General features: G+C 70.3%; 22 protein-coding genes and 1 pseudogene. 17 read left to right on the forward strand and 6 right to left on the reverse strand.

What is annotated here, in order from left to right; all coding sequences use genetic code 11:
* Positions 1-28: 28 nt before the first annotated feature.
* The gene (locus OG452_RS11630; RefSeq protein WP_327295549.1) at positions 29-1,060 is read right to left on the reverse strand and encodes a 4-hydroxy-3-methylbut-2-enyl diphosphate reductase; all 1,032 of its coding nucleotides are present in this window, start codon (positions 1,058-1,060) and stop codon (positions 29-31) included.
* Positions 1,061-1,183: 123 nt separating this feature from the next.
* On the opposite strand from OG452_RS11630, the gene OG452_RS11635 reads away from it, so the two are divergent.
* The 4 genes from OG452_RS11635 to OG452_RS11650 all read left to right on the forward strand — a co-directional run bounded on the left by OG452_RS11635 (position 1,184) and on the right by OG452_RS11650 (position 5,007).
* Positions 1,184-2,554: an APC family permease gene (locus OG452_RS11635; protein WP_327295550.1), complete on the forward strand. Its 1,371-nt coding sequence runs from the start codon at positions 1,184-1,186 to the stop codon at positions 2,552-2,554.
* 116 nt (positions 2,555-2,670) lie between these two features.
* Entirely contained in the window at positions 2,671-3,885 is a 1,215-nt protein-coding gene (xseA, locus tag OG452_RS11640; protein ID WP_327295551.1) for an exodeoxyribonuclease VII large subunit, read from the forward strand.
* A 113-nt stretch (positions 3,886-3,998) separates the two neighbouring features.
* The gene (locus OG452_RS11645; RefSeq protein WP_327295552.1) at positions 3,999-4,226 is read left to right on the forward strand and encodes an exodeoxyribonuclease VII small subunit; all 228 of its coding nucleotides are present in this window, start codon (positions 3,999-4,001) and stop codon (positions 4,224-4,226) included.
* A gap of 190 nt (positions 4,227-4,416) precedes the next feature.
* Positions 4,417-5,007, forward strand: a complete 591-nt coding sequence (locus OG452_RS11650) for a malonic semialdehyde reductase (protein WP_327295553.1) — start codon at positions 4,417-4,419, stop codon at positions 5,005-5,007.
* A gap of 91 nt (positions 5,008-5,098) precedes the next feature.
* On the opposite strand, the gene OG452_RS11655 is transcribed toward OG452_RS11650, so the two are convergent.
* Complete coding sequence (locus OG452_RS11655) at positions 5,099-5,677, reverse strand: DUF4245 domain-containing protein (RefSeq protein ID WP_327295554.1); 579 nt, start codon at positions 5,675-5,677, stop codon at positions 5,099-5,101.
* A 126-nt stretch (positions 5,678-5,803) separates the two neighbouring features.
* Between OG452_RS11655 and glpX the strand changes: the two genes are divergently transcribed.
* Positions 5,804-6,835, forward strand: a complete 1,032-nt coding sequence (gene glpX / locus OG452_RS11660; RefSeq protein ID WP_327295555.1) for a class II fructose-bisphosphatase — start codon at positions 5,804-5,806, stop codon at positions 6,833-6,835.
* Positions 6,836-7,018: 183 nt separating this feature from the next.
* Here the strand turns inward: glpX and OG452_RS11665 are convergent, their stop codons facing one another.
* A complete protein-coding gene (locus OG452_RS11665; RefSeq protein WP_327295556.1) occupies positions 7,019-7,387 on the reverse strand; it encodes a WhiB family transcriptional regulator in 369 nt (122 codons plus the stop codon).
* A gap of 168 nt (positions 7,388-7,555) precedes the next feature.
* Complete coding sequence (locus tag OG452_RS11670) at positions 7,556-8,227, reverse strand: DUF1707 SHOCT-like domain-containing protein (protein ID WP_327295557.1); 672 nt, start codon at positions 8,225-8,227, stop codon at positions 7,556-7,558.
* Between the two features lie 239 nt (positions 8,228-8,466).
* On the opposite strand from OG452_RS11670, the gene OG452_RS11675 reads away from it, so the two are divergent.
* From OG452_RS11675 to OG452_RS11695, 5 genes and pseudogenes are all read left to right on the forward strand, one after another.
* Positions 8,467-10,131, forward strand: coding sequence for a fumarate hydratase (locus tag OG452_RS11675; protein ID WP_327295558.1), 1,665 nt, complete (start codon positions 8,467-8,469; stop codon positions 10,129-10,131).
* 110 nt (positions 10,132-10,241) lie between these two features.
* Positions 10,242-11,651, forward strand: a complete 1,410-nt coding sequence (locus OG452_RS11680; protein WP_327295559.1) for a class II fumarate hydratase — start codon at positions 10,242-10,244, stop codon at positions 11,649-11,651.
* Between the two features lie 137 nt (positions 11,652-11,788).
* Positions 11,789-12,454, forward strand: a complete 666-nt coding sequence (gene fomD / locus OG452_RS11685) for a cytidylyl-2-hydroxypropylphosphonate hydrolase (protein WP_327295560.1) — start codon at positions 11,789-11,791, stop codon at positions 12,452-12,454.
* 214 nt (positions 12,455-12,668) lie between these two features.
* Positions 12,669-14,501, forward strand: a complete 1,833-nt coding sequence (locus OG452_RS11690) for a SpoIIE family protein phosphatase (RefSeq protein ID WP_327295561.1) — start codon at positions 12,669-12,671, stop codon at positions 14,499-14,501.
* Positions 14,502-14,614: 113 nt separating this feature from the next.
* Positions 14,615-14,821: pseudogene (locus OG452_RS11695) on the forward strand (catalase); the annotation flags it as partial.
* Between the two features lie 88 nt (positions 14,822-14,909).
* On the opposite strand, the gene OG452_RS11700 reads toward OG452_RS11695, so the two are convergent.
* Entirely contained in the window at positions 14,910-17,306 is a 2,397-nt protein-coding gene (locus tag OG452_RS11700) for a transglycosylase domain-containing protein (RefSeq protein WP_327295562.1), read from the reverse strand.
* 278 nt (positions 17,307-17,584) lie between these two features.
* Here OG452_RS11700 and OG452_RS11705 point away from each other — a divergent pair, with 278 nt between their 5' ends.
* From OG452_RS11705 to OG452_RS11725, 5 genes are read left to right on the forward strand one after another with little or no spacing between them, the layout of a single operon-like run.
* Entirely contained in the window at positions 17,585-18,277 is a 693-nt protein-coding gene (locus tag OG452_RS11705) for an ABC transporter ATP-binding protein (RefSeq protein WP_327295563.1), read from the forward strand.
* Complete coding sequence (locus OG452_RS11710) at positions 18,274-20,592, forward strand: FtsX-like permease family protein (RefSeq protein ID WP_327295564.1); 2,319 nt, start codon at positions 18,274-18,276, stop codon at positions 20,590-20,592. Before OG452_RS11705 ends, OG452_RS11710 begins: the two co-directional genes overlap by 4 nt.
* Before the next feature lie 40 nt (positions 20,593-20,632).
* The gene (locus OG452_RS11715) at positions 20,633-21,157 is read left to right on the forward strand and encodes a PadR family transcriptional regulator (RefSeq protein ID WP_327295565.1); all 525 of its coding nucleotides are present in this window, start codon (positions 20,633-20,635) and stop codon (positions 21,155-21,157) included.
* Complete coding sequence (locus tag OG452_RS11720) at positions 21,154-21,840, forward strand: ABC transporter ATP-binding protein (protein WP_327295566.1); 687 nt, start codon at positions 21,154-21,156, stop codon at positions 21,838-21,840. The genes OG452_RS11715 and OG452_RS11720 overlap by 4 nt, the downstream gene beginning before the upstream one ends.
* Complete coding sequence (locus OG452_RS11725; protein ID WP_327295567.1) at positions 21,837-24,140, forward strand: ABC transporter permease; 2,304 nt, start codon at positions 21,837-21,839, stop codon at positions 24,138-24,140. Before OG452_RS11720 ends, OG452_RS11725 begins: the two co-directional genes overlap by 4 nt.
* A gap of 80 nt (positions 24,141-24,220) precedes the next feature.
* On the opposite strand, the gene OG452_RS11730 is transcribed toward OG452_RS11725, so the two are convergent.
* Positions 24,221-25,180 carry a hydrogen peroxide-inducible genes activator gene (locus OG452_RS11730; RefSeq protein ID WP_327295568.1) on the reverse strand — a complete coding sequence of 320 codons (960 nt, stop codon included), beginning with the start codon at positions 25,178-25,180 and terminating at the stop codon, positions 24,221-24,223.
* A 131-nt stretch (positions 25,181-25,311) separates the two neighbouring features.
* On the opposite strand from OG452_RS11730, the gene OG452_RS11735 reads away from it, so the two are divergent.
* Positions 25,312-25,866, forward strand: a complete 555-nt coding sequence (locus tag OG452_RS11735; RefSeq protein ID WP_327295569.1) for a peroxiredoxin — start codon at positions 25,312-25,314, stop codon at positions 25,864-25,866.
* Positions 25,867-25,878: 12 nt separating this feature from the next.
* Entirely contained in the window at positions 25,879-26,412 is a 534-nt protein-coding gene (locus tag OG452_RS11740) for an alkyl hydroperoxide reductase (RefSeq protein WP_327295570.1), read from the forward strand.
* The last annotated feature ends 38 nt before the right edge of the window (positions 26,413-26,450 follow it).

Here is a 26,450-nt window from a genome sequence, read left to right on the forward strand (position 1 = left end):
CCCGAAAGCAGCCCCGGCCCCGCCGCGGCTACTTGCCCGACAGGTCGGCGGCCTCGGCGCGCAGATCGCGGCGGAGCTCCTTGGGCAGCGAGAAGGTGATCGACTCCTCGGCCGCCTTCACGATCTCCACGTCGCCGAAGCCCCGGGCGGCGAGCCACTCCAGTACGCCGTCGACCAGGATCTCCGGGACGGAGGCGCCCGAGGTCACGCCGACCGTGGTGACACCCTCCAGCCAGGCCTCGTCCAGCTCTCCCGCGAAGTCCACCAGGTGGGAGGCGCGGGCACCGGCGCCGAGGGCGACCTCGACCAGCCGTACCGAGTTGGACGAGTTCTTGGAGCCGACGACGATGACCAGGTCGGCGTCCGCGCCCATCTGTTTCACCGCGGTCTGGCGGTTCTGCGTGGCGTAGCAGATGTCGTCGCTGGGCGGCGAGATCAGCTGCGGGAACTTCTCCTTGAGCGCGTCGACCGTCTCCATCGTCTCGTCCACGGAGAGCGTGGTCTGGGAGAGCCAGACGACCTTGGACTCGTCGCGCACGGTGACGTTGGCGACGTCCTCGGGGCCGTCCACGAGCGTGATGTGCTCGGGCGCCTCGCCGCTCGTGCCCACGACCTCCTCGTGGCCCTCGTGGCCGATCAGCAGGATGTCGTAGTCGTCGTTCGCGAAGCGGACGGCTTCCTTGTGGACCTTCGTCACCAGGGGGCAGGTGGCGTCGATGGTGGCGAGGCTGCGCTGGGCGGCCTCGTCGTGGACGACCGGGGCGACACCGTGCGCGGAGAAGACGACGATGGAACCCTCGGGCACCTCCTGCGTCTCGTCGACGAAGACGGCGCCCTTCTTCTCCAGCGTCTGCACGACGTATTTGTTGTGGACGATCTCCTTGCGGACGTAGACCGGCGCACCGTACTGCTCAAGGGCCTTCTCGACGGCGATCACGGCGCGGTCCACACCCGCGCAGTACCCGCGCGGGGCGGCCAGCAGGACTCGGCGGGCGCCGCTGCCCCGCGCGGCGTCTCCGGTCGGGGTGGCGGCGGGTGACGGGCTGGGCGTAGCAGTCATGCCGTCCATCGTAACGGCCTGCCCCGCGCCGGGCGGTGGGCCGGCGGGGCGCCGCCCGGCGCGCCGCTGGGCTTGGGCCGTGTCAGGTGGGACGGGGTCCGCACTTGTGGGAAGACTGATGCCATGACTTCTGACGAGACGGCTGCGGGCATTGGTGTGAAGACGCCGGAACTACACCGGAATCTCGGGTTCCGGGATCTGGTCGTGTACGGGCTGCTCTTCATCGCCCCGATGGCCCCGGTCGGCATCTTCGGCACCCTCGACGCCAAGTCGCACGGCGCCGTCGTACTCGTCTACATCGCGGCGACGATCGCGATGGCCTTCACCGCGTTCAGTTACGCGCAGATGGTGCGGGTCGTCCCGCTGGCCGGTTCGGTCTTCGCGTACGCGCGCAAGGGGCTCGGCCAGGGGCCCGGGTTCATCGCCGGGTGGATGGCGATGCTCGACTATCTGCTGATCCCGGCCGTCGCGTACCTCTTCTCGGGAATCGCGATGAACTCGCTGGTGCCCTCCGTGTCGCGGTGGGTGTGGACCGCGCTCGCCGTGGTGGTGACCACGGCGCTGAACCTGTGGGGCGTACGGGCGGCAGCCCGGGTCGGCTTCGCGGTGCTCATGCTGGAGATCGCGGTTCTGGCGGTGTTCGTGGTGGCCGCGATCGTGGTGCTCATCCAGGACGGCGCACAGCGCGGCTGGCTGACGCCCTTCACCGGCGACACCGGGTTCTCGCTGACGGCGGTGCTCGGGGCGGTCTCCGTCGCGGTGCTCTCGTATCTGGGTTTCGACGCGATCGCCACGTTCGCCGAGGAGGTCACCGGCGGGTCGGCGAAGGTCGCCAGGGCGGTGCTGTTCTGCCTGGTGCTCGCGGGGGTGCTCTTCATCGTGCAGTCGTATCTGGCGGCGGTCCTGGAGCCGATGTCCTCCGCCCAGCTGGCCGCGAAGCCCGCCGCGCAGGGTTCGGCCTTCTACGACACGGTGGACGCGTCGGTCGGCAGCTGGCTGCACGACCTGGTCGCGGTGAGCAAGGCGATCGGCGCAGCCTTCGCCGCCCTCGCGGGCCAGGCGGCGGCGAGCCGGCTGCTCTTCGCGATGGGCCGCGACCGGCGGCTGCCGCACGTCCTCTCCAGGGTCAACGGCCCGTCCGGGGTGCCGCGGCTCGCTGTGCTGCTGGCAGCGGTGGTGACGCTGATCGCAGCGGTGTGGGCGGCGCGCCGCGACGACGGCCTGGACCGGCTGGTTTCGGTGGTCGACATCGGGGCACTGACCGCGTTCCTGCTGCTGCACGCGTCGGTGGTGGGCTGGTTCGCGGTACGGAAGGGTGAGGGGCCGCCGGTCTGGTGGCGGCATGTGCTGCTGCCGGTGCTGGGCGCGGCGGTGACGATCGCGGTGATCGTGGAGGCGACGAGCACGGCCCAGTGGGTCGGGCTGATCTGGCTGGTGGCCGGGCTCATGGTGCTCGGGGTGCAGCGGGGCAGCCGGGTCGGACGCGAGGTGTGACGGCCGGCCCTCGCCGCACCGTGGCCTCGCCACCCGCGACGCCGCCTCGCCGTGCCTGGCCGTACCAGGCCGCGCGTGGCGGCCGGGCTGTCAGTGGCACCGCTTAACCTGCGTACATGGCTCTGAATACGAGTGCGGACGCGCCGCTGCCCGTCGGCGAGGTGTCACGGCTCATCGGGGGGTGGATCGACCGGCTGGGCGCGGTGTGGGTCGAGGGGCAGATCACCCAGCTCTCGCGCCGGCCGGGCGCGGGGGTGGTGTTCCTGACGCTGCGCGACCCCTCGTACGACATCTCGGTGTCCGTGACGTGCTTCCGCCAGGTCTTCGACGCGGTCGCCGACGTGGTGTCGGAGGGTGCGCGGGTCGTGGTGCACGCGAAGCCGGAGTGGTACGCACCGCGCGGCCAGCTGTCGCTGCGGGCCGTGGAGATCAAGCCGGTGGGGATCGGTGAACTGCTCGCCCGCCTTGAGCAGTTGAAGCGGACACTGGCCGCCGAGGGACTCTTCGCCCTGGACCGCAAGAGGCCCGTTCCGTTTCTGCCGCAGCTGATCGGTCTGGTGACCGGGCGCGCGAGCGCGGCGGAACGGGACGTCCTGGAGAACGCGCGGCGGCGCTGGCCGGCCGTCCGGTTCGAGGTGCGGAACGTGGCGGTGCAGGGGGTGCACGCGGTGCCCCAGGTGGTTGAGGCCGTGCAGGAGCTGGACCGGCTGCCCGGCGTGGACGTGATCATCGTGGCCCGGGGCGGGGGCAGCGTGGAGGATCTGCTCCCCTTCTCGGACGAACAGCTGATCCGCGCCGTGGCCGCGTGCGGTACGCCGGTGGTGTCGGCGATCGGCCACGAGCCGGACTCACCGCTGCTCGACCTGGTGGCCGATGTCCGTGCGTCCACCCCGACGGACGCGGCGAAGAAGGCCGTACCGGACGTCGGGGAGGAGCTGGAGCGCGTACGGCTGCTGCGGGACCGCTCGCTGCGGACCATGCAGGGGCTGCTCGACCGGGAGCAGCGCGGGCTGGCCGCCGCCCTCGCCAGGCCGTCGATGGAGCGGCCGCAGCGGATGGTCGAGGAGCGCGAGGAAGCCGTCGACGCCCTCGTGGAGCGCAGCCGGCGGACGCTGCGGCATCTGCTGGACCGCGCGGACTCGGAGCTCTCCCACACCCGTGCCCGCGTCGTGGCGCTCTCCCCGGCGGCGACGCTGGAGCGGGGGTACGCGGTGCTGCAGCGCGAGAACGGGGCGGTGGTGCGCGCACCCGGCGAGGTCACGGACGGCGAGCCACTGCGGGCCAGGGTCGCCGGGGGCGAGCTGGGCGTGACGGTGAGCCCACCACGGTGAGCCCACCACGGTGAGCCCGCCGCAGTGGGATTCAGCGTGGACAGGGCCGGAGTGGACAGGGCCGGGTGAATGTGGCCGACGAGATCAGGGTGGATGAGATCAGGGTGGATGAGATGGCAGAGGCGAAGACGGATGGAACGGCCCCCGGGTACGAGCAGGCTCGCGACGAGCTGATCGAAGTCGTACGGCGTCTTGAGACCGGGGGGACGACCCTGGAGGAGTCCCTGGCACTGTGGGAGCGCGGGGAGGAACTGGCCAAGGTGTGCCGCGGCTGGCTGGAGGGCGCGCGGGCCCGGCTGGACGCGGCACTGGGGGACGGTACGGAACCGGGCGAGGGCTGAGAGCGCCCGGCGCGATCCCGTAACGGGCACAGGGCAGGGCACGGATACCAGGCACAGGCCGGCCGCCTTGTGGGTGGTCCGTACGTTGTGAGGACGATCACGACGGGCCGGATTTAGTTGAATCTTAATACATCCTGGACGTACAGTCGGAGCATCCCTTGATCCACTGCATGTCCGGAAGGTACGAAAGATGTCGCTCGTTCTCGACCCCGCCGCCCAGGACCTCCTCTTCCGTGAGGCCCGCACCGCGAACACCTTCACCGACGAGCCGGTGACCGAGGAGCAGGTTCAGGCGATCTACGACCTGGTCAAGTACGGTCCGACCGCCTTCAACCAGTCGCCGCTGCGCATCACCCTGGTCCGCTCCGCCGAGGCCCGTGAGCGCCTGGTGCAGCACATGGCCGAGGGCAACCAGCCGAAGACCGCCGGCGCCCCGCTGGTAGCGATCCTCTCCGCGGACAACGAGTTCCACGAGGAGCTCCCGCAGCTGTTCCCGCACTTCCCGCAGGCCAAGGACGCGTTCTTCTCGGAGCGCCCGGTCCGCGAGCAGGCCGCCCACCTCAACGCCACCCTGCAGGCCGGTTACTTCATCGTCGGCGTGCGCGCCGCCGGTCTGGCCGCGGGTCCGATGACGGGCTTCGACCCCGCCGGTGTCCAGAAGGAGTTCCTGGACGACGACCACACCCCGCTGATGATCGTCAACATCGGCAAGCCGGGCGACGACGCCTGGTTCCCGCGCTCCCCGCGCCTCCCGCTCGACGAGGTCATCACCACCGTCTGAGCCACCCGCACGGCACATCCCGCACGGCACATGGAGAGGCCGCCGCACCCGAGGGGTACGGCGGCCTCTCCATGCCACCTGCTTCACCGCTTCACTGCTTCACGGAGCCCTCAGACTTCGCGGAACTCCCCTGCTTCCCGGGGGTATCCGGCTTCTCGGCCTTCAGCGCCGCCGCCATCTGCGCCAGCTGCCCGTACGGCGCCGTCCCCGTCACCGCCGTCGTCGAGCCGTGCTCCCGGCGTACGAGCGCGTTGTACTTGGGGCCCTTCCAGCGCTGCCAGGTGTCGCCCCCCACCTGCTGGGTCTGCGACGTCTTCGACGCGTCCTTGCTCACGGTCGCGACGAACCTGTCCGACGGCCCGGTGCCCTGCTCCACCGCGACGTACTGCTGCTCCGGATCCAGGAACCCCAGGTGCCACGCATGGCCGCTGTCCTGGGCGTACGAGACCGAGGTCGCCTTCCAGCCCTTCGGCAGCCCGACCGGCGCCTGCACCGGATACGGCGCCGCGCGCTGCGCCGAGAGCTGTTCCACGCGGTAGTCGACCGGCTTCACCGGCTCCGAAGTGCCACCGTGCGGAACGAACACGTAGATGACCGCGACTGCGGCCAGGATGACCGCCATCGACTGGATCATTCCGCGCACTGTCTGCTTGCTTCGCGTACCTGCCACGGACCCATGGTCTCAGGTGGCCGCGCTGCTCATGCGTGGGCCCCGGTGCTCATTTTGTCGGCCGGACGATAGAATCGAACGAACCCTCTACATACGGCCGTCGTCGTATCAGAAAGGTGCGTGCCGATGACCGAGCATCATCTCCCTTCTCAGCTGGAGGTCTCCCCGGAGGCCCCCGACCGCAACCTCGCCCTGGAGCTCGTGCGGGTCACCGAGGCCGCCGCGATGGCCGCCGGCCGTTGGGTCGGGCGCGGCGACAAGATCGGCGCGGACGGAGCCGCGGTGAACGCGATGCGTACCCTCGTCTCCACCGTCTCCATGAACGGCGTCGTCGTCATCGGCGAGGGCGAGAAGGACGAAGCCCCGATGCTCTTCAACGGGGAGCACATCGGCGACGGCACCGGTCCTGAGGTCGACATCGCCGTCGACCCGATCGACGGCACCACGCTCAACGCCAAGGGCATGCCGAACGCCATCGCGGTACTGGCCGCCGCCGACCGCGGCTCCATGTTCGACCCGTCCGCTGTCTTCTACATGGACAAACTGGTCACCGGCCCCGAGGCCGCCGACTTCGTCGACATCAACGCCCCCGTCTCGGTCAACATCCGCCGGGTCGCCAAGGCGAAGCACTCCTCGCCCGAGGACGTGACCGTGGTCATCCTCGACCGCCCCCGCCACGAGGGCATCGTCAAGGAGATCCGGGAGACCGGCGCCCGGATCAAGTTCATCTCGGACGGCGACGTCGCCGGCTCGATCATGGCCGTACGGGAAGGGACCGGCGTCGACCTGTTGATGGGCATCGGCGGTACGCCCGAAGGCATCATCAGCGCCTGCGCGATCAAGTGCCTCGGTGGCACGATCCAGGGCAAGCTCTGGCCCAAGGACGACGCCGAGCGCCGGCGCGCCCTCGACGCGGGCCACGACCTGGACCGGGTGCTCTCCACGACCGACCTGGTCAGCGGTGACAACGTGTTCTTCGTGGCCACCGGCATCACCGACGGCGAACTGCTGCGCGGGGTGCGCTACCGGGCCGAGACCGCGACGACCCAGTCGCTGGTCATGCGCTCCAAGTCGGGCACGATCCGTCAGATCGACTCGACACACCGGCTGTCGAAGCTGCGCGCGTACAGCACGGTCGACTTCGACCGCGCCAAGTAGGACCGAGCAGAACCAAGCAGGAAGGGGCGCCCCCCGTGTGCGGCTGGGGGCGCCCCTTCCCTATGCCTGTGTACGTGGTCCCGTACGCCTGTCCACGCCGTCCCGTGCAGGTGATGCCTGTCAACGCGGTCCCGTGCAAGTGATACCTGCGCAGGCGGCGTTCCGCGCCGTCCCGCCGTCCGGTCAGCCCGCCTGTGCCATGGGGTCCTGGACCGTGCTCCTGAGCTCCACTTCGCGGCGCCTGCGCCGGGCGAGGACCACACGGCGCTCGGCGGCCGTCAGCCCGCCCCAGACCCCGTAGGGCTCGGGCTGCGCCAGCGCGTGCTCGCGGCACTCCACAAGCACCGGGCAGCGGGCGCAGACCCGCTTCGCCGCCTCTTCGCGGGCGAGTCTGGCAGCTGTCGGCTCCTTCGACGGCGCGAAGAAGAGTCCCGCCTCGTCCCGGCGGCACACCGCCTCCGAATGCCAGGGCCCTGCCTGATCCTCCCGTGCCGGAACGCGCTGCGGCGGCACGGCAGCTACCTGCAAGGACTGATGCGGCGGATGCAGCACGGTCTACTCCTGACGACGGCTTCGCGAGCGAGAGACGATGCTGCAGTCCCTACCCGCTGTGCGCACGCCTATGCACTGGGTTCCGGCCGTCACGAACCCGTCGGCGGCGACGGTCCCGGCGCGTGCCCGGCCCGGAGCGCCCGGCGTTTCCGGGCTGCCCGGCGCGTGCTACCCGAGGTGCTTGCGCAGCTTCTTGTCGACCAGGGTGCGCAGGTCCGCCACCAGCTTGCCCCGCTTCGGCTTGGCCTCGATGTTGCTGAAGACCGCGTACCCGTTCACCACCACGACAGGCGCCTCCGGGTTCTCCGATTCGAGCGTGTCGACCTCGAAGTTGCCGAAGATCCCGGTGCCGCTGCCGCGCAGTGTGACGTTCTCCGGGACCCTGACCTCGACGTTGCCGAAGATCGCGGTGGCGTTGATGACGGTCAGGCGCTGCTCGAACAGCGCCTCGGTGAGGTCGATCTCGACATTGCCGAAAAGCGAGAAGGCGTTCGTCCTGCGGCCGATGCGCCAACGGCCCTTCCGGGTCGAGCTGGAGAAGACCGCGACCAGGTTCTCCGCGGTGACCGGGGCCTCCGGGTCGTCCGCGACCGCGTACTGCGCGGCACCGGGGCCGGGGCGGCTGCCGGTGGTGGCGGCCGGCAGATCCTGCACCAGCGGCTCCAGCTCGGCGAGGGTCTTCGCGCGGTAGACCGACTCGATCCGCTCGGAGTGCTCATCGGCGTCGAGGCGCCCCTCGGCCAGGGCGTCCCTGAGGATGTCCGCGATCCGGTCGCGGTCGGCGTCGGACGCGCGGATGCCGACGGGCCGCGGCTGCTGGGCGTGCTTTTCGAGGTCCACCGCCCCAGCGTACCCAAACGCGATAGATCGCGACTAGTGCAAGGGGCGCTCAACTCGGCCCAGGACGGGGGCGGGGCGGGGCCGGCCATCTCCCGCAGCCCTCCCCGCGGGACCGGATACGGCCCCCGCACAGGAGGTGAGTCCTACCTCACCACCGTGCACCCCTCCCGTGGTTCTACGCTGGTGAATGCTGTGCCGATGGAGGCCAGCCCGCGTCTGCCGAGTGAGGAATGGCCGTCATGCCAGAGTTTGCGTACTCCGATCTGCTTCCCGTGGGAGCGGACACCACGCCGTACCGGCTGGTGACCGCCGAGGGCGTCTCCACCTTCGAAGCCGACGGGCGTACGTTCCTCAAGGTCGAGCCCGAGGCGCTGCGCACGCTCGCCGCCGCGGCCATGCATGACATCTCGCACTATCTGCGCCCGGCCCACCTCGCTCAGCTGCGCAAGATCGTCGACGACCCCGAGGCCTCGTCCAACGACAAGTTCGTCGCGCTGGACCTGCTGAAGAACGCCAACATCGCGGCCGCGGGCGTCCTTCCGATGTGCCAGGACACCGGCACCGCGATCGTCATGGGCAAGCGCGGCCAGTCCGTGCTGACCTCGGGCGGCGACGAGGAAGCCCTGTCCCACGGCATCTTCGACGCGTACACGAAGCTCAATCTGCGGTACTCGCAGATGGCCCCGCTCACCATGTGGGAGGAGAAGAACACCGGCTCGAACCTGCCCGCGCAGATCGAGCTGTACGCCACCGACGGCGGCGCGTACAAGTTCCTCTTCATGGCCAAGGGCGGCGGCTCCGCCAACAAGTCGTTCCTCTACCAGGAGACCAAGGCCGTCCTCAACGAGGCGTCCATGATGAAGTTCCTGGAGGAGAAGATCCGGTCCCTCGGGACGGCCGCGTGCCCGCCGTACCACCTGGCGATCACCGTGGGCGGCACGTCGGCCGAGTTCGCGCTGAAGACCGCCAAGTACGCCTCCGCGCACTACCTGGACGAGCTGCCCACCGAGGGCTCCCCCACCGGGCACGGCTTCCGCGACACGGACCTTGAGCAGAAGGTCTTCGAGCTGACGCAGAAGATCGGCATCGGCGCGCAGTTCGGCGGGAAGTACTTCTGCCACGACGTCCGCGTCGTCCGGCTGCCCCGGCACGGCGCCTCGCTGCCCGTCGCCATCGCCGTGTCCTGCTCGGCCGACCGGCAGGCCGTCGCGAAGATCACCGCCGAGGGTGTCTTCCTGGAGCAGCTGGAGACCGACCCGGCGCGCTTCCTGCCCGACACCACCGACGAGCACCTGCAGGACAGCGACGTCGTGAAGATCGACCTGAACCGGCCGATGGACGACATCCTCGCCGAGCTGACCAAGTTCCCGGTCAAGACCCGGCTCTCGCTGACCGGGCCGCTGGTCGTGGCGCGCGACATCGCGCACGCCAAGATCAAGGAGCGGCTGGACGCCGGCGAGGAGATGCCGCAGTACCTGAAGGACCACCCGGTCTACTACGCGGGCCCCGCCAAGACCCCCGAGGGTTACGCGTCCGGCTCGTTCGGCCCGACCACGGCGGGCAGGATGGACTCGTACGTGGAGCAGTTCCAGGCCGCCGGCGGCTCCAGGGTGATGCTCGCCAAGGGGAACCGCTCGCAGCAGGTTACCGACGCGTGCGGCAGCCACGGCGGCTTCTACCTCGGCTCGATCGGCGGCCCGGCGGCCCGGCTCGCCCAGGACTGCATCAAGAAGGTCGAGGTCCTGGAGTACGAGGAGCTGGGCATGGAAGCCGTGTGGAAGATCGAGGTCGAGGACTTCCCCGCGTTCATCGTGGTGGACGACAAGGGCAACGACTTCTTCCAGGCGCCCGCCGAGTCCCCCACCATCCTCAGCATCCCGGTCCGCGCCCCCGGCCAGGCGTAGCAGACCACCGGTCCCCCCGCACCGCCGGACGGCGGCGTGGGGGGGATCTTCTGTACGCGGCCGGGAACACCCTTCCGTCAGACGTTGCTGTCCGATGTGGAGGTACGACGATGACTGAGCAGTACCGGACCGAGCACGACTCCATGGGCGAGGTACGGGTCCCCGCCGGCGCCAAGTGGCGCGCCCAGACCCAGCGGGCCGTGGAGAACTTCCCCGTCTCGGGCCAGACCCTGGAGCGGGCACACATCGAGGCGCTGGCCCGGATCAAGGCCGCGGCCGCGAAGGTCAACGCCGGGCTCGGGGTCGTCGAAGAGGATCTCGCGCGGGCGGTCCAGGAGGCGGCGGCCGAGGTCGCCGACGGGCGGTGGGACGGCGAGTTCCCGGTGGACGTCTTCCAGACGGGGTCCGGCACGTCCTCCAACATGAACATGAACGAGGTCCTCGCCACGCTCGCCACCGAGCGGCTGGGGCGCCAGGTGCACCCCAACGACCATGTGAACGCCTCGCAGTCGTCCAACGACGTCTTCCCGTCGTCGATCCACATCGCGGCGACGGCGGCCGTCACCCGTGACCTGATCCCGGCGCTCGACCACCTGGCCGAGGCGCTGGAGCGCAAGGCCGGGGAGTTCTCGGACGTGGTCAAGTCCGGGCGTACGCATCTGATGGACGCCACACCGGTGACGCTCGGCCAGGAGTTCGGCGGGTACGCGGCGCAGATCCGGTACGGCGTCGAGCGGCTCAACTCCTCGCTGCCCCGTCTCGCCGAACTGCCCCTGGGCGGTACGGCGGTGGGCACCGGCATCAACACCCCGCCCGGCTTCTCGGCCGCCGTCATCGCCGAGGTGGCCCGGACGACGGGGCTGCCGCTGACCGAGGCCCGCAACCACTTCGAGGCGCAGGGCGCCCGGGACGGGCTCGTCGAGACGTCCGGCCAGCTCCGGACGATCGGAGCCGGGCTGACGAAGATCTCCAACGATCTGCGCTGGATGGCCTCGGGCCCGCGAACCGGCCTCGCCGAGATCTCGCTGCCCGACCTCCAGCCCGGTTCGTCCATCATGCCCGGCAAGGTCAATCCGGTGATCCCGGAGGCGGTGCTGATGGTGGCGGCGCAGGTCACGGGCAACGACGCGACGGTCGCCGCGGCCGGGGCGGCGGGCAACTTCGAGCTGAACGTGATGCTCCCGGTCATCGCCAAGAACGTCCTGGAGTCGGTGCGGCTGCTGGCCAACGTCTCCCGGCTGCTCGCGGACCGCACGGTCGACGGGATCACCGCGCACCCGGAGCGGGCCCGGGAGTACGCGGAGTCCTCGCCGTCGGTGGTCACGCCGCTGAACAAGTACATCGGGTACGAGGAGGCCGCGAAGGTCGCCAAGCGGGCGGTGACCGAGCGCAGGACCATCCGGGACGTCGTGCTGGACGAGGGGTACGTGGAGCGTGGCGACCTGACGGCGGAGCAACTGGACGCGGCGCTGGACGTCCTGAGCATGACGCGGCCCGCGACCCGCGAACAGCGGCCGTGAGCAGGTGGGGGCCGCGCGCCTGCCGGCGGGGGTGAGAACCGGTCCACCCGGCGCTTGAGGGGCCCGGAAGCGGTGCCCCCGGATATCCGGTGACCCGCATCGCTGCGCCGCACCGTCCGTACTCCTAAGATCTCCGCATGACAGGTGCAGGAGGAACACAACACTGGACGCCCGGGGACCACATTCTCTGGCGCTACCGCGACAACGCGTCCGACCACCTGCACATCTGCCGCCCGGTGACCGTCGTGCAGGACACGGACGACCTGCTCGCGGTCTGGCTGGCACCCGGCACCGAGTGCATGAAACCCGCACTCGCCGACGGGACTCCCGTGCACCGGGAGCCGCTCGCCACCCGGTACACCAAGCCGCGCACCGTCGTGCGCGACCACTGGTGGGGCATGGGTGTGCTGAAACTGGTGCGGCCCCGTGAGCCCTGGTCCGTATGGCTGTGGTGGGACCGGGGTTGGCGCTTCAAGAGCTGGTACGTGAATCTGGAGGAACCGCACCGCCGGTGGGCCGGCGGCGTCGATTCCGAGGACCACTTCCTGGACATCTCGGTGCTGCCCGACCGCAGTTGGCAGTGGCTGGACGAGGACGAGTTCGCCCAGGCCCAGCAGGTCGGCCTGATGGGCGCCGGGCAGGCCCGGCGGGTGCGGCGGGCGGGCCGGGCGGCGGTCGGGCTGATCGAGTCGTGGGGGTCGCCGTTCACCGACGGCTGGGAGGCGTGGCGGCCGGATCCGCGGTGGACCGTGCCCGTGCTTCCGGACGACTGGGACCGCACGCCCGCGTACGTGCCGTCGTGAGACCCTTGATGCGCCCCCGGGGATCAAACGTAGGATCGTCCTCCGCAAGGCTGCGCCCTACAACGACCCCACGACTCGAACCCAAGACAACGTACCCGTGCAGCAGTTGAACTGACCGAATGTCACTACAGGGGGGTGCAGCCATGACAGCGGGTATACGACCCCTCGAAGCGGTTGCATCGCACACCTGCCTCGGACGGACGGAATCCCTCGCGTGACGGAGCACACCACCTCCCACGAAGGCCGGCAGCCCACGGCTGCCCGGCCGCACGAACCCACTCGCCCCCGGCAGAAGGACGCCGACGTGGCGGCCGCGGGGGCCATCCCCGCGCCCCCACCGGCACCCGCGGTCTCACCCGGACGCAGCGAGGGCGACAGACTCCGGTTCGTGGGGGCTGCCACCCGGCGTATCGCCCGGGGCATTGACCTCGACGAGATCGTCCTCGGCCTGTGCAGAGCGACCGTGCCGACGTTCTCCGACGCGATACTCGTCTTCCTCCGCGATCCGCTGCCGGTGGGCGACGAGCGCCCGGTGGTCCCGTTCGTGCTGCGGCTGCGCCGTACCGACCGGCTCCGTTTAGTGGACGAGGAAGACTCCGAGGAGCAGCCGGAACCGCTCACCGCCCAGCTGTGCGAGGTGGCCTCAGGGGGCGCACTCGCCGAAGTGCTCCGGGGCGTGCGGCCGGTCTTCGGTGACTCCGCCGCGGCTCGCGCCGCGCTGCCGGAACTGCTGGGCCCCGACCGGACCGTACCGAACGGGCACCGCACGATCCTCGCCCCGCTGCGGGGCAGACGCCGGGTGATCGGTGCCGCCGTGTTCGTCCGCCGCCCCGACCGTCCCCCCTTCGAGCCCAACGACCTGCTGGTCGCAGCCCAGCTGGCCACCCACACCGCGCTGGGCATCGACAAGGCCGTGCTGTACGGGCGCGAGGCGTACATCGCCGACGAGCTCCAGCGCACCATGCTGCCGGACTCGCTGCCCCAGCCGACCGGCGTCAAGCTGGCGTCCCGTTATCTGCCCGCGGCCGAGACCGCGCGGGTCGGCGGCGACTGGTACGACGCGATTCCGCTGCCCGGCAGCCGGGTCGCGCTGGTCGTCGGCGATGTGATGGGGCACTCCATGACCTCGGCCGCGATCATGGGCCAGCTCCGGACGACGGCCCAGACGCTGGCGCAGCTGGACCTGCCGCCTGCCGAGGTGCTGCACCATCTGGACGAGCAGGCCCAGCGGCTCGGCTCGGACCGGATGGCGACCTGCCTGTACGCCGTGTACGACCCGGTGGCGCACCGGATCACCATCGCCAACGCGGGCCATCCGCCGCCCGTCCTGCTGCATCTGGGCGGCCGTGCGGAGGTCCTGGTGGTCCCGCCGGGCGCCCCGATCGGGGTGGGCGGTGTGGACTTCGAGGCGGTCGAGCTGGACGCGCCCGCCGGTGCCACCCTGCTGCTCTACACGGACGGCCTGGTCGAGTCGCGGCTGCGGGACGTCTGGACCGGGATCGAGCAGCTGCGGGAGCGGCTCGCGGCCACCGCCGAGCTGACGGGCCCCGACCACTCGCCGCCCCTTGAGGCCCTCTGCGACGACGTGCTGGACATGCTGGGCCCGGGCGACCGGGACGACGACATCGCGCTGCTCGCGGCCCGCTTCGACGGGATCGCGCCGAGCGACGTCGCGTACTGGTTCCTCGACCCGGAGGAGCAGGCCCCGGGCCGCGCCCGGCGGCTGGTACGCAGAGCCCTGGAGCGCTGGGGCCTCGATGAGATGTCCGACTCGGTCGAGCTGCTGGTCAGTGAGGTCGTGACCAACGCCGTGCGGTACGCGGAGCGGCCGGTGACACTGCGGCTGCTGCGTACCGACGTACTGCGTTGCGAGGTCGGCGACGACTCCCCGCAGCTGCCGCGCCAGCGCAAGGCCCGGGACACCGACGAGGGCGGCCGGGGCCTGTTCCTGGTGAACCGGCTGACCCGGCGGTGGGGGGCGACCCGGCTCTCCACCGGCAAGGTGGTCTGGTTCGAGATCCAGGTGCCGGCCGCGCCGCCCGAGTAGTCCGGGTCCCGGCCCCGCCCGCTAACCCGGTGGGGCTCCGGGAGCTTTTCCGGAGCCCCACCGGGTTCAGCGCTGTCCGGGCCCGTAACCCCGGCCGAACCAAACGGTCCGATATCGAGCAGGCGTCCTTCGAGCCGTCCGACATGGTGCCGGACATCGGTCCTTCGCCGGCCAAGATGCTGCTGGGCCGGCTGTTCTCGTATCCGGACACGCACCGCTACCGGATCGGGCCGAACTACATGCAGCTGCCGCCCAACAGGCCGCGCTCGCCCGTCAACTCGTACGCGAAGGACGGGCCCATGCGGTACGAGCGCAGCAACCGCAACGGAGCAGGACCGGGCCACCGGTCCTGCTCCGTCGTCGTACTGCTCGTCGTCAGTACCGTTCGTCCTCAGTACCGCTCCGGCGTCAGCCCTGCCAGTCCAGCGGCCCACCGTTGGTGGTGCCGTTGTTCGTGCCGGTCGAGGTGCCGTTGTTCGAACTGCCCCCGGTGGTGGGGTTGCCGCCTCCGCCGTTCGTCGACGTGCCGGCGTTCGTACTGCCCCCGGTGGTGGGGTTGCCGCCTCCGCCGTTCGTCGACGTGCCGGCGTTCGAGCTGCCCCCGGCGGAGGGGTTGTTGCCTCCGCCGTCCGTCCCGCTGTTGCTCGGGTCGGGACTGTGCGGCGGTGAGGCCGGCGGCGACGACGGCGGCGGGGCCGCTGGGGTGGACGGCGGCGGGGACGCGGGGCTGGACGGCGGCGGGGTCGACGGCGGCGGAGTGGTCGGTGCCATCGCCGCACCCTGGTCGGTGTCCAGGCTGAACTTGCTCGGCTTCATATCGAGACCGAAGGTGTACGCCGCCCAGATCTCGGCCGGGAAGCCACCACCGTTGACCCGGGTGCCACTGCCGGCCGCGCCGCTGATGGTGACCTGGGCGCCCTGCTGGATCTTCTTGCCGTTCTCCACGCGCGGCTTGGCCGCCTCACCGAACATGCCGACCGAGGTCACCAGGTCCGGGGTGTAGCCGGTGAACCAGGCGGACTTGTTGTTGTCCGACGTACCGGTCTTACCGGCGACCGGCTGTGACTTCCTCTTGACGACGGTACCGGTGCCCTGGTCGACCACGCCGGTCAGGACCGAGGTGACCGCGTCCGCCGTCTGCGGGCTGATCACCTGGTCGCCGATAGCCTTCTGCGGCTTGAACGGCTCCCGCCCGGGGAGGCTGGCCGACTTCACGATGGTCGGGGTGACCTTCTTGCCGTGGTTGTCGAAGGTCGCGTATATCCCGGCCATCTCCATCGGGCTTGCACCGTAGGAACCGAGGGTCATCGCGGGCACCGCTTGCGCGTTCTTCAGGGAACTCATGCCGAGGTCGACGCCGAGCTTCCTGACCTTGTCGAGGCCCACGTCCACGCCCATCTGGGCGAACACCGAGTTGACCGAGTTGTTCATGGCGGTCTGGACGGTGATCTGGCCGTAGCTCTGGTTGTCCTCGTTGGGAGGTGCGAAGCCGACCTTGTTGCCGTTGGCGTCGACCACCGGACGGCGGCTGTCACCGTTGTAGATGGTGTTCGCCTTGATCGGCTGGCCCTGCTGCGTCTTGGCGCCGGACTCCAGGGCTGCCGCCAGGATCAGCGGCTTGAAGGTGGAGGCGGGCTGGTAGTCGACGCGCTTGGCGTTGCTGTACTCGTGCTTGAGGTAGTCCTCGCCGCCGTAGAGCGCCTCGATGGCGCCGGTGTGCGGGTTGACCGAGACCGCGCCCGCCTGGGTGTCCGCGTCGACCGTACTGCTCTTGGGGTGCAGCTTGCTGGTCAGCTGGTCCTTGAGCGTCTTCTCCAGCTGGGCCTGCTTCTTCGGGTCGATGTTGAGCGTGACCGTCCAGCCGCCGGCATCGATCTGCGCCTCGGAGATGCCCTGCGCCTCGAGCTCCTGGTTGGCGGCCTTGACCAGATACCCGGTCTGGCCCTTCAGACCGCTCTCGGGCTTCGGCTTCTGCGGAATCGGGAACTTCTGCTCGGCGCGCTTGGCCGGGTCGATCCACTTCTTCTCGACCATGTTGTTCAGGGTGTACGCCCAGCGCTCCTTGACCAGCTTCTTGCCCTCGGCGGTCGCGGACGACCAGTCGTACTGGCTCGGCGCCTGGAGCAGGGAGGCGAGGTACGCGCCCTGGCTCACGTTCAGGTTCTTGGCGTCGATCCCGTAGTACGCCTGGGACGCGGCCTGGATACCGAAGGCGCCCCGGCCGTAGTAGCTGGTGTTGATGTACCCGGCGAGGATCTGCTGCTTGGAGAACTTCTGGTCGATCTTGAGGGAGACCACCAGCTCCTTGAGCTTCCGGGTGACCGTCTGGTCGGCGCTGAGGTAGTAGTTCTTGACGTACTGCTGGGTGATCGTCGAGCCACCCTGCTTCCGGCCCTGGACCGTGTTGTAGAGCCCTCGGGCGGTGCCCCTGAAGTCGACTCCGTGGTCCTGGTAGAAGGTCTTGTTCTCGGCGGCGACGAAGGTGTGCTGAACCTCCAGGGGGACCTCGGAGAGGTCGACCTTCTCCCGGTTGACCTTGCCCGTGCGGGCGATCACCTTGCCGTTGCTGAGCTTGTAGACGTTGCTCTGGAGCTCGGCGTCGGCGTTCGCCTTCGGCACCGGCACGTACATGTAGAACACGACGAACGCGCCCATCAGCAGCAGGCAGAAAACGAAGAAGCTGCCCAGGACCTTCTTCCAGGTGAAGAGCCTGCGTATGCCGCTCTTCCCGCTCTGCTTGCGCTTCGTTGAGTTGCCCCGGCGCGCCCCGCGCTGCCGGGCTCGTCGATCGTCCGCACGGCCCATCGCTCTGTGACTCCGCCTTCTCTCACCCAGACCAGCTGTCGAAAGCTAACACCGCTTCCTGAGCACCTTTGGACAGGGACCACCCCATGGGGCCCTTTCCACACGTGACAATCAGCACCTGTGTCATAGGGAACCGACGAGCAGGAAGCCCGCAAGGTTGCCACTCCTGGACGATCTCCCCCTCAAGTCGCCCTGATTACCCTGGATTGTCCGGATTTTCCAGCACTATGCACCCCCGGTATACACCGCAGGTATACGTACTGCGTATAGTCCGGGTCATGCCATCCCAGCCTCCGTTGCTCAGCGCAACAGACCTTCACAAGGTCTACGGACCGACCCCCGCCCTGGACGGTGCGGACTTCGCCATCGCACCAGGCGAGATCGTCGCGGTGATGGGCCCGTCCGGGTCCGGCAAGTCGACACTGCTGCACTGTCTGGCCGGGATAGTGAGCCCCGACTCGGGCACCATCCGGTATGCGGACCACGACCTCACCGCGATGAACGACATGGGCCGCAGCGCGCTGCGCCGTACGGACTTCGGCTTCGTCTTCCAGTTCGGCCGGCTCGTCCCCGAACTGACCTGCACGGAGAACGTCGCGCTGCCGCTGCGGCTGAACGGGGCCAAGCGCAAGGAGGCCGAGCGCAGGGCGCTGGAGTGGATGGAGCGTCTCGAGGTCGCCGAGCTGGGGCACAAGCGCCCCGGCGAGGTCTCCGGCGGACAGGGCCAGCGGGTGGCCGTGGCACGGTCGCTGGTGACCGGGCCGCGCGTGCTCTTCGCCGACGAACCGACCGGCGCGCTCGACTCCCTCAACGGCGAGCGCGTCATGGAACTCTTCACCCAGGCCGCCCGCTCCACCGATGCCGCTGTGGTCCTCGTCACCCACGAAGCGCGCGTCGCCGCCTACTCGGACCGTGAGGTCGTCGTACGCGACGGCAAATCCCGCGACCACTTCGCGCAGAGCGCCGCATGAGCCGCCTGGACGACCTCGCCATGGGGGTCCGGTTCGCGGTGACCGGCGGCCGGGAGACCTGGGTGCGCACCACGCTCACCGCCGTCGGCGTCGCCCTGGGGGTGGCCCTGCTGCTCGCCGCGTCCGCACTGCCCAGCGCGGTGAGCACCCAGTCGGCGCGCGGAGACGCCCGCACCCTCTCCGCACCGGGGAATCCGGTACCGCGCAGCGATACGACACTGCTGTACGGACATGCCGAGAGCGAGTACCGCGGCAACTCCCTGACCGGCTACCTGCTCCGCCCGGACGGCAGCCACCCGATCACCCCGCCCGGCATCGCCGCGATCCCCGCCCCCGGCACGATGGTGGTCTCGCCCGCCCTCAGGAAACTGCTGGGCTCCGCCGACGGCAGACTGCTGCGCGAGCGCCTCCCGTACCGGATCACCGGCACCATCGGCCAAGGCGGGCTGAGCGATCCGGGCGAGCTGTACTACTACGCGGGCAGCTCCACTCTGACCACGCGGACGGGCTCCGCCCGGATCGCGCACTTCGGCGGTGGACCGCTGAGCCCGCCGCTCTCCCCGCAGCTCGTCGTGCTCACCCTCCTGGGCTGTGTCGTGCTGCTCACCCCGGTCGCCATCTTCATCGCCACCGCGGTCCGCTTCGGCGGCGACGGCCGCGACCGGCGGCTCGCCTCGCTGCGGCTGGTCGGCGCCGACATCCGGATGACGCGGCGGATCGCGGCGGGCGAGGCGTTCGCCGGGTCGGTCCTGGGGGTGCTGCTCGGCTGGGCGGTCTTCCTCGTGGGCCGGCGGTTCATCGGCGGAATCCGGCTGTGGAAGATGTCCGCGTTCCCGTCCGACCTGGCCCCTGTCCCCGCGCTCGCGGTGCTGATCTCGCTGGCCGTGCCGGTCTCGGCGGTGCTGGTCACGCTGTTCGCGATGCGGTCGGTCACCGTCGAACCGCTCGGGGTCGCCCGGCAGAGCGCCACCGACAGGCGCCGTCTCTGGTGGCGTCTGGTGATGCCGGTCGCCGGCCTCGGTGTGCTGCTGAGCACGGGCCGGATCACCGGCGAGACCGTGCTCGTCAATCCGTACCCCGTCGCGATCGGCGCGATCCTGGTGCTGGCCGGGCTGACCACGCTGCTGCCCTGGCTCGTCGAGGCGGCCGTCGCCCGGCTGAAGGGCGGCCCCGTCCCGTTCCAGCTGGCCACCCGCAGGCTCCAGCTCAGCAGCGGATCGGCGGCCCGCGCGGTCAGCGGCATCACGGTCGCCGTCGCCGGTGCGGTCGCGCTCCAGATGTACTTCGTCGGACTGCACGACGACTTCACCAAGAACACGGACCAGGACCCGAGCCGCGCCCAGATGCACGTCGAGGCGGACTATCCGAGCGCCGGACGGGCCCGGCAGATGATCCACGCCTTCCAGGGCACCAAGGGCGTCAAGGCGGTCATCGGCACCATCGAGTCCTACGCCGACAAGCCCGGCGGCGATCCGAACGCGTCGGGCCCCTGGCCCACCACCATGATCACCATGGGCGACTGCCCGACCCTGCGCGAGCTGGCGCGCCTTCCGTCCTGCGAGGACGGCGACACCTTCGTCGCCCACGTCGAGGGGCAGCAGGAGATGAACGCCTGGGTGGACAAGACCGTACGGCCCGGCGGCAAGCTCAACATCGGCCGGGACAGCAAGCCCGTGCTGTGGACGCTCCCGAAGGACTCGCCCACGGTCATGGCCCGCACCGACCCGATGGGCGAGAAGCGCGACGGCATCCTGGTCACACCGTCCGCGATCAGCGCGGCTCAGCTCACGGCGGCCCAGACGCGCGCCCTGGTCGAGGTCGACCACTCGGTGCCGGACGCCTCGGAGTACGTACGGAACACCGCGGCCCGTATCGACCCGCTCATGCGCGTGTGGGACCTCACAGTGGCCGACCGCGACAAGCAGTACACCAGCATCGAGAACGGGCTGCTCGCCGGGGCGGTCGCGACCATGGTGCTGATCGCCGCCTCCATGCTCGTGTCGCAGCTGGAGCAGTTGCGCGAGCGCCGGAAGCTGCTGTCGGTCCTGGTGGCCTTCGGCACCCGCCGGCTCACCCTGGGCTGGTCGGTGCTCTGGCAGACCGCGGTCCCCGTGGTCCTCGGCCTGGCGCTCGCCGTCGGCGGCGGTCTCGGGCTCGGCGCCGCGCTGCTGCGGCTGATCGGCAAGTCCGTCACGGACTGGTGGGGTTTCGTCCCGCTGACCGGTGCCGGGGGCGCGCTGATCCTGCTCGTCACCCTGCTCAGTCTTCCTCCGCTGTGGCGCATGATGCGCCCCGACGGCCTCCGTACCGAGTAACGCCGTCAACCCCGCCCTCAGATCAGAAAGGCCCTCGCACATGTCCATCGGCCACACGCTGCTCGGCATCCTGGAGTCGGGGCCGCGCCACGGCTACGACCTCAAGCGCGCCTTCGACGAGAAGTTCGGCCATGACCGGCCGCTGCACTACGGGCAGGTCTACTCGACGATGTCCCGGCTCCTGAAGAACGGTCTCGTCGAGGTCGACGCGATGGAGACCGGGGGCGGTCCCGAGCGCAAGCGGTACGCGATCACCGACGCCGGCATCAGCGATGTCGAGCAGTGGCTCGCCACACCCGAGAAGCCCGAGCCGTACCTCCAGTCGACGCTCTACACCAAGGTCGTCCTCGCACTGCTCACCGGCCGCCCCGCAGCCGACCTGCTGGACACCCAGCGCGCGGAGCATCTGCGTCTGATGCGCATCCTCACGGACCGCAAGCGCCACGGTGACCTCGCCGACCAACTGATCTGCGACCACGCCCTGTTCCACCTCGAAGCCGACCTGCGCTGGCTCGAACTGACCGCCGCGCGCCTCGGCCAGCTCGCCAAGGAGGTAAGCCCATGACCCCCGCCGGTTCGCTGCTGTACGCCGACGGCCTGCACAAGGCGTACGGCCCGACCACCGCGCTCGACGGCGCCGCGTTCTCCGTCCACGCGGGCGAAGTGGTCGCGGTCATGGGGCCTTCGGGCTCCGGAAAGTCGACGCTGCTGCACTGCCTCGCCGGTATCGTCCGCCCCGATTCGGGGACCATCACGTACCAGGGGCTGGAGCTGTCCGCGATGTCGGACGCCGAGCGGAGCGCGCTGCGCCGTACGGACTTCGGCTTCGTCTTCCAGTTCGGCCGGCTCGTCCCCGAACTGACCTGCACGGAGAACGTCGCGCTGCCGCTGCGGCTGAACGGGGCCAAGCGCAAAGAGGCCGAGCGCAGGGCGCTGGAGTGGATGGAGCGTCTGGAGGTCGCCGAGCTGGGGCACAAGCGCCCCGGCGAGGTCTCCGGCGGACAGGGCCAGCGGGTGGCCGTGGCACGGTCGCTGGTGACCGGGCCGCGCGTGCTCTTCGCCGACGAACCGACCGGCGCGCTCGACTCCCTCAACGGCGAGCGCGTCATGGAACTCCTGACGCAGGCGGCCCGCTCCACCAGCGCCGCCGTGGTCCTGGTCACCCACGAAGCGCGCGTCGCCGCCTACTCGGACCGTGAGGTCGTCGTACGCGACGGCAAGTCCCGCGATCTGGAGCACCTGGTATGAGCTGGACCCAAGACCTCACGATGGGCATGAAGTTCGCTGTCGGTGGGGGCCGTGAGGGCTGGATCCGGACGCTGCTGACCGCGGTCGGTGTGGGCCTCGGCGTGGCGCTGCTGCTGATCACCACCGCGATACCGAGCGCGCTCGCCGCCCGTAACGCGCGGGAGGACAACCGCAACGACTTCGGTGCGGTCATGATCGACAAGCCGGCCCACGACACCATGCTCCTCGGGGTCGCCGACACCGTGTACAAGGGTGCCGACGTCCGCGGCCGGCTGGTGCGCGGCGAGGGCCCCGACGCACCGCTGCCGCCCGGCACGGGTGCGCTGCCCGGCGACGGCGAGATGCTGGTGTCGCCCGCGCTGCGCAGGCTGCTGGCGTCGGACAAGGGCGCACTGCTGCGTGAGCGCCTCCCGTACCGGATCACCGGCACGGTCACCGACGCGGGTCTGACCGGCCCGAACGAACTGGCCTACTACGCGGGCGACAACCACCTCACCCTGGAGGAAACCGGCGTTGTGCGGCGCATCACCGCCTTCGCGCATATGCCGCCCCAGGAGGCCATGGATCCGGTCCTGAAACTGCTCGTCATGATCATCTTCGTGGTGCTGCTGATGCCGGTGGGTGTCTTCATCGCCGCGGCCGTGCGCTTCGGCAGCGACAGCAGGGACCGCAGGCTCGCCGCGCTTCGGCTGGTCGGTACGGACTCCCGGATGACCCGCCGCATCGCGGCCGGCGAGGCGCTGGCGGGCTCCCTGCTCGGGGTGGTTTTCGGCGCGGGTTTCTTCCTGATCGGCCGGGCGTTCGTCGGCGATATCGACGTGGCGGGGATCAACCTCTTCCCGGCTGACCTGAACCCGAGTGCGGCGCTGGCCGTACTGGTCGCACTCGCGGTGCCCGCGGCGGCCGTCGCGGTCACCCTGCTCGCACTGCGCGGTGTGGTCATCGAGCCGCTCGGTGTCGTCCGCACCTCGGTCCAGCGCCGCCGCCGGGTCTGGTGGCGGGTGCTCCCGCCGGTCGCCGGACTCGCCCTGCTGGTACCGATGCTGGGCAAGGGCCGCACCTCGGGCCACTTCAACAGCACTCTGGTGATCGGCGGCAGCGTGCTGCTGCTGATCGGCGTGACGGCGCTGCTGCCCTGGCTGATCGAAGCCGTGGTGAACCGTCTGGGCGGTGGCACCACCGCCTGGCAACTGGCCGTCCGCAGGCTCCAGATGACCAGCGGCACCGCCGCCCGGCTCGTCAACGGCATCGCCGTCGCGGTCGCCGGTGCCATCGCGCTCCAGATGCTTTTCGCGGGGATCGACGGCGACTACACCAAGGAGACCGGGGCCGACACCTCGCGCGTCCAGATGGTCGTGCAGAGCGACTTCACGAAGGGCCGGACGGCCGACGCGCTGCGCGCCACGCACGGTGTGCGGAAGGTGCTCTCGGTCAGCCGGGCCACCGCCGGGGGGACGGAGAACGCTGAGCAGACCAGCGATATGTACACCGGCGACTGCGCGTCGCTCCGGGTACTGGCCGCTCTTCCGTCCTGCGAGAACGGCGACGCGTTCATCGCCTCCGGTGGCTGGGACGACAACCTCCCGAAGATCGCCGAGCCCGGCAGACGGCTGTTCATCCACTCGCCCTTCAGCGACCGGAACGACCGCGCCCTCACGTGGACCGTCCCGGCCGGAACCCGCACGGTGCAGGTCACGGCCGCCCCGGCCGGCGGTCCCGGCTCGGGGGGCGTCCTGCTCACGCCGGGGGCGCTGCCCGCGCTGCGGCACCTTGCCCTGGTCGACACGGACTACATCTCGCTCGACCCTTCGGAGCCGGATGCCATCGACCTGGTCCGTAACGGTGTGGCGAAGGTCAATCCGCTGACCCCGGTCGACGCCCTGCACGAGGTACGCGAGGACAACCGCTTCGCGAGTGTCCGCAAGGGCCTGTACATCGGCGCGGCGGCGGTGCTCCTGCTGATCGGCGCGAGCCTGCTCGTCTCGGTCCTGGAGCAGCTGCGCGACCGACGGAAGCTGCTGGCCGCACTGACGGCCTTCGGCACCCGCCGCTCCACGATGAGCTGGTCGGTGCTGTGGCAGACGGCTGTCCCGGTCGCCCTGGGCCTGCTGCTCGCCACGGTCGTGGGCCTGGGTCTGGGGGCGGTCCTGCTCCAGATGGTCGGCCACTCGGTCTCGGTCGACTGGCCGGCGGTCGCGGCGATGTCGGGTATCGGCGGCGGCGTGGTCGTCCTGGTGACGCTGCTCAGCCTGCCGCCGCTGTGGCGGCTGATGCGGCCCGAGGGGCTGCGCACGGAGTAGCGGGGGCGGTTTCCGCCGCGGGGGCCCCGCCGGACACACCGGGCCCCCGCGCCCCGCCGGACACACCGGGCCCCTCGCCGTCAGGCCAGCCAGACCGGCAGCGGCCGCACCCCTTCCCGCAGCGCGGCGGCGAACGCGGTGAACTCCTCCTGGCGCGCCGCCCCGGCCCGCATCGCCAGCGCGACCCGCCGCATCGGCGCGGGCTCCGCGAAGTAGGCGGTGGCCAGCTGGTCGTTACGGCCCGTCTCCACCCGTACCGCCGTACGCGGCAGCAGCGTCACCCCGAGCCCGCCGGCCACCAGCTGGACCAGCGTGGAGAGCCCGGCGGCCGTCGTCGTCACCGGCACACCGCCGGCGCGCCCGGCCTCCCGGCAGATGTCCAGTGTCTGGTCCCGCAGGCAGTGCCCCTCGTCGAGCAGCAGCAGATCCAGCTCGCGCAGGGCGTCCCGCGGGATGTCCGTGCGCCCGGCCAGCCAGTGCTCGTGCGGGGTCACCAGGACGAACTCCTCGTCGAACAAAGGCAGTTCCACCACCCCCGGCACCCCGAGCGGCACCGCGAGCAGCAGCAGGTCGAGCCGCCCGGCGGCCAGCCCCTCCAGGAGCGAGGACGTCTGTTCCTCGTGTACCTGGAGGTCGAGGTCCGGGTACTCGCGGTGGACGAGCCGCAGCACGGTCGGCAGCAGATACGGGGCGACGGTGGGGATCACGCCGAGCCTCAGCACCCCGGTGAAGGGCGCCCGTACCGCGTCGGCCTCGTCCATCAGCTCGCCGACCGCGTCCAGCACCGCAGCGGCCCGCACCGCGAGCCGCTCCCCGGCGGGCGAAAGCAGCACCCTGCGGGTCGTCCGTTCCAGGAGCTGTACGCCGAGGGCGTCCTCCAGCGCCGATACGGCACCCGACAGGGCGGGCTGGCTCATGCCGATCGCGGCGGCCGCGTCCCGGAAGTGCAGATGCTCCGCCACGGCCGCGAAGGCACGCAACTGCGCCACGGTGGGCTGCTTCCCCTTGTGGGCGGTTCCGCCCGTATATACGTGGGTCACTGATAGGTACCTCCGATCACAACCACCAAGTCTAGCTATTTCTGTGATCAATGGATCCTGTGTCACTCTGTAACCCGTCCAACCCCCCAGGAACGCCCCAAAAGGGATTTCCGCATCCGCAAGGAGAGTACGTGCTCACTGTCGGTGACCAGTTCCCCCAGTTCGACCTGACCGCCTGTGTGTCGCTGGAGAGCGGCAAGGAGTTCGCGCAGATCGACCACAAGACCTACGAAGGCAAGTGGAAGATCGTCTTCGCGTGGCCCAAGGACTTCACCTTCGTGTGCCCGACCGAGATCGCCGCCTTCGGCAAGCTGAACGAGGAGTTCGCCGACCGCGACGCCCAGGTCCTCGGCTTCTCCGGTGACTCCGAGTTCGTGCACCACGCCTGGCGCAAGGACCACCCGGACCTCACCGACCTGCCCTTCCCGATGCTGGCCGACTCGAAGCACGAGCTCATGCGCGACCTCGGCATCGAGGGCGAGGACGGCTTCGCGCAGCGCGCCGTCTTCATCGTCGACCAGAACAACGAGATCCAGTTCACGATGGTGACCGCCGGTTCCGTGGGCCGTAACCCCAAGGAGGTCCTGCGGGTCCTCGACGCCCTGCAGACCGACGAGCTGTGCCCCTGCAACTGGACCAAGGGCGAGAGCACCCTTGACCCGGTCGCGCTCCTCTCGGGCGAGTGAGCTGATTCCACGATGTCACTCGACGAACTGAAGTCCGCCGTACCGGACTACGCCAAGGACCTGAAGCTGAACCTCGGTTCGGTGATCGGCAACAGCGACCTGCCGAAGCAGCAGCTGTGGGGCACCGTCCTCGCCTGCGCCATCGCTTCGCGCTCGCCGCTGGTGCTGCGCGAGCTGGAGCCGGAGGCGAAGGCGAACCTCTCCCCCGAGGCGTACACCGCGGCCCGCTCCGCGGCGGCCGTCATGGCGATGAACAACGTCTTCTACCGGACCCGGCACCTGCTGTCGGACCCGGAGTACGGGACGCTCCGCGCCGGTCTGCGGATGAACGTGATCGGCAACCCGGGCGTGGAGAAGGCCGACTTCGAGCTCTGGTCGCTCGCCGTCTCCGCGATCAACGGCTGCGGCCAGTGCCTCGACTCGCACGAGCAGGTGCTCCGCAAGGCGGGCGTGGACCGCGAGACCATCCAGGAGGCCTTCAAGATCGCCTCAGTCCTGCAGGCGGTCGGCGTGACGCTCGACGCCGAGGCCGTCCTGGCCGAGTAAGGCAACGGCACCCGAAAGCCCCGGTGACGTGCGGAAAC

Source organism: Streptomyces sp. NBC_01197, from assembly GCF_036010505.1.
In the GTDB taxonomy this organism is placed as follows: Bacteria; Actinomycetota; Actinomycetes; order Streptomycetales; family Streptomycetaceae; genus Streptomyces.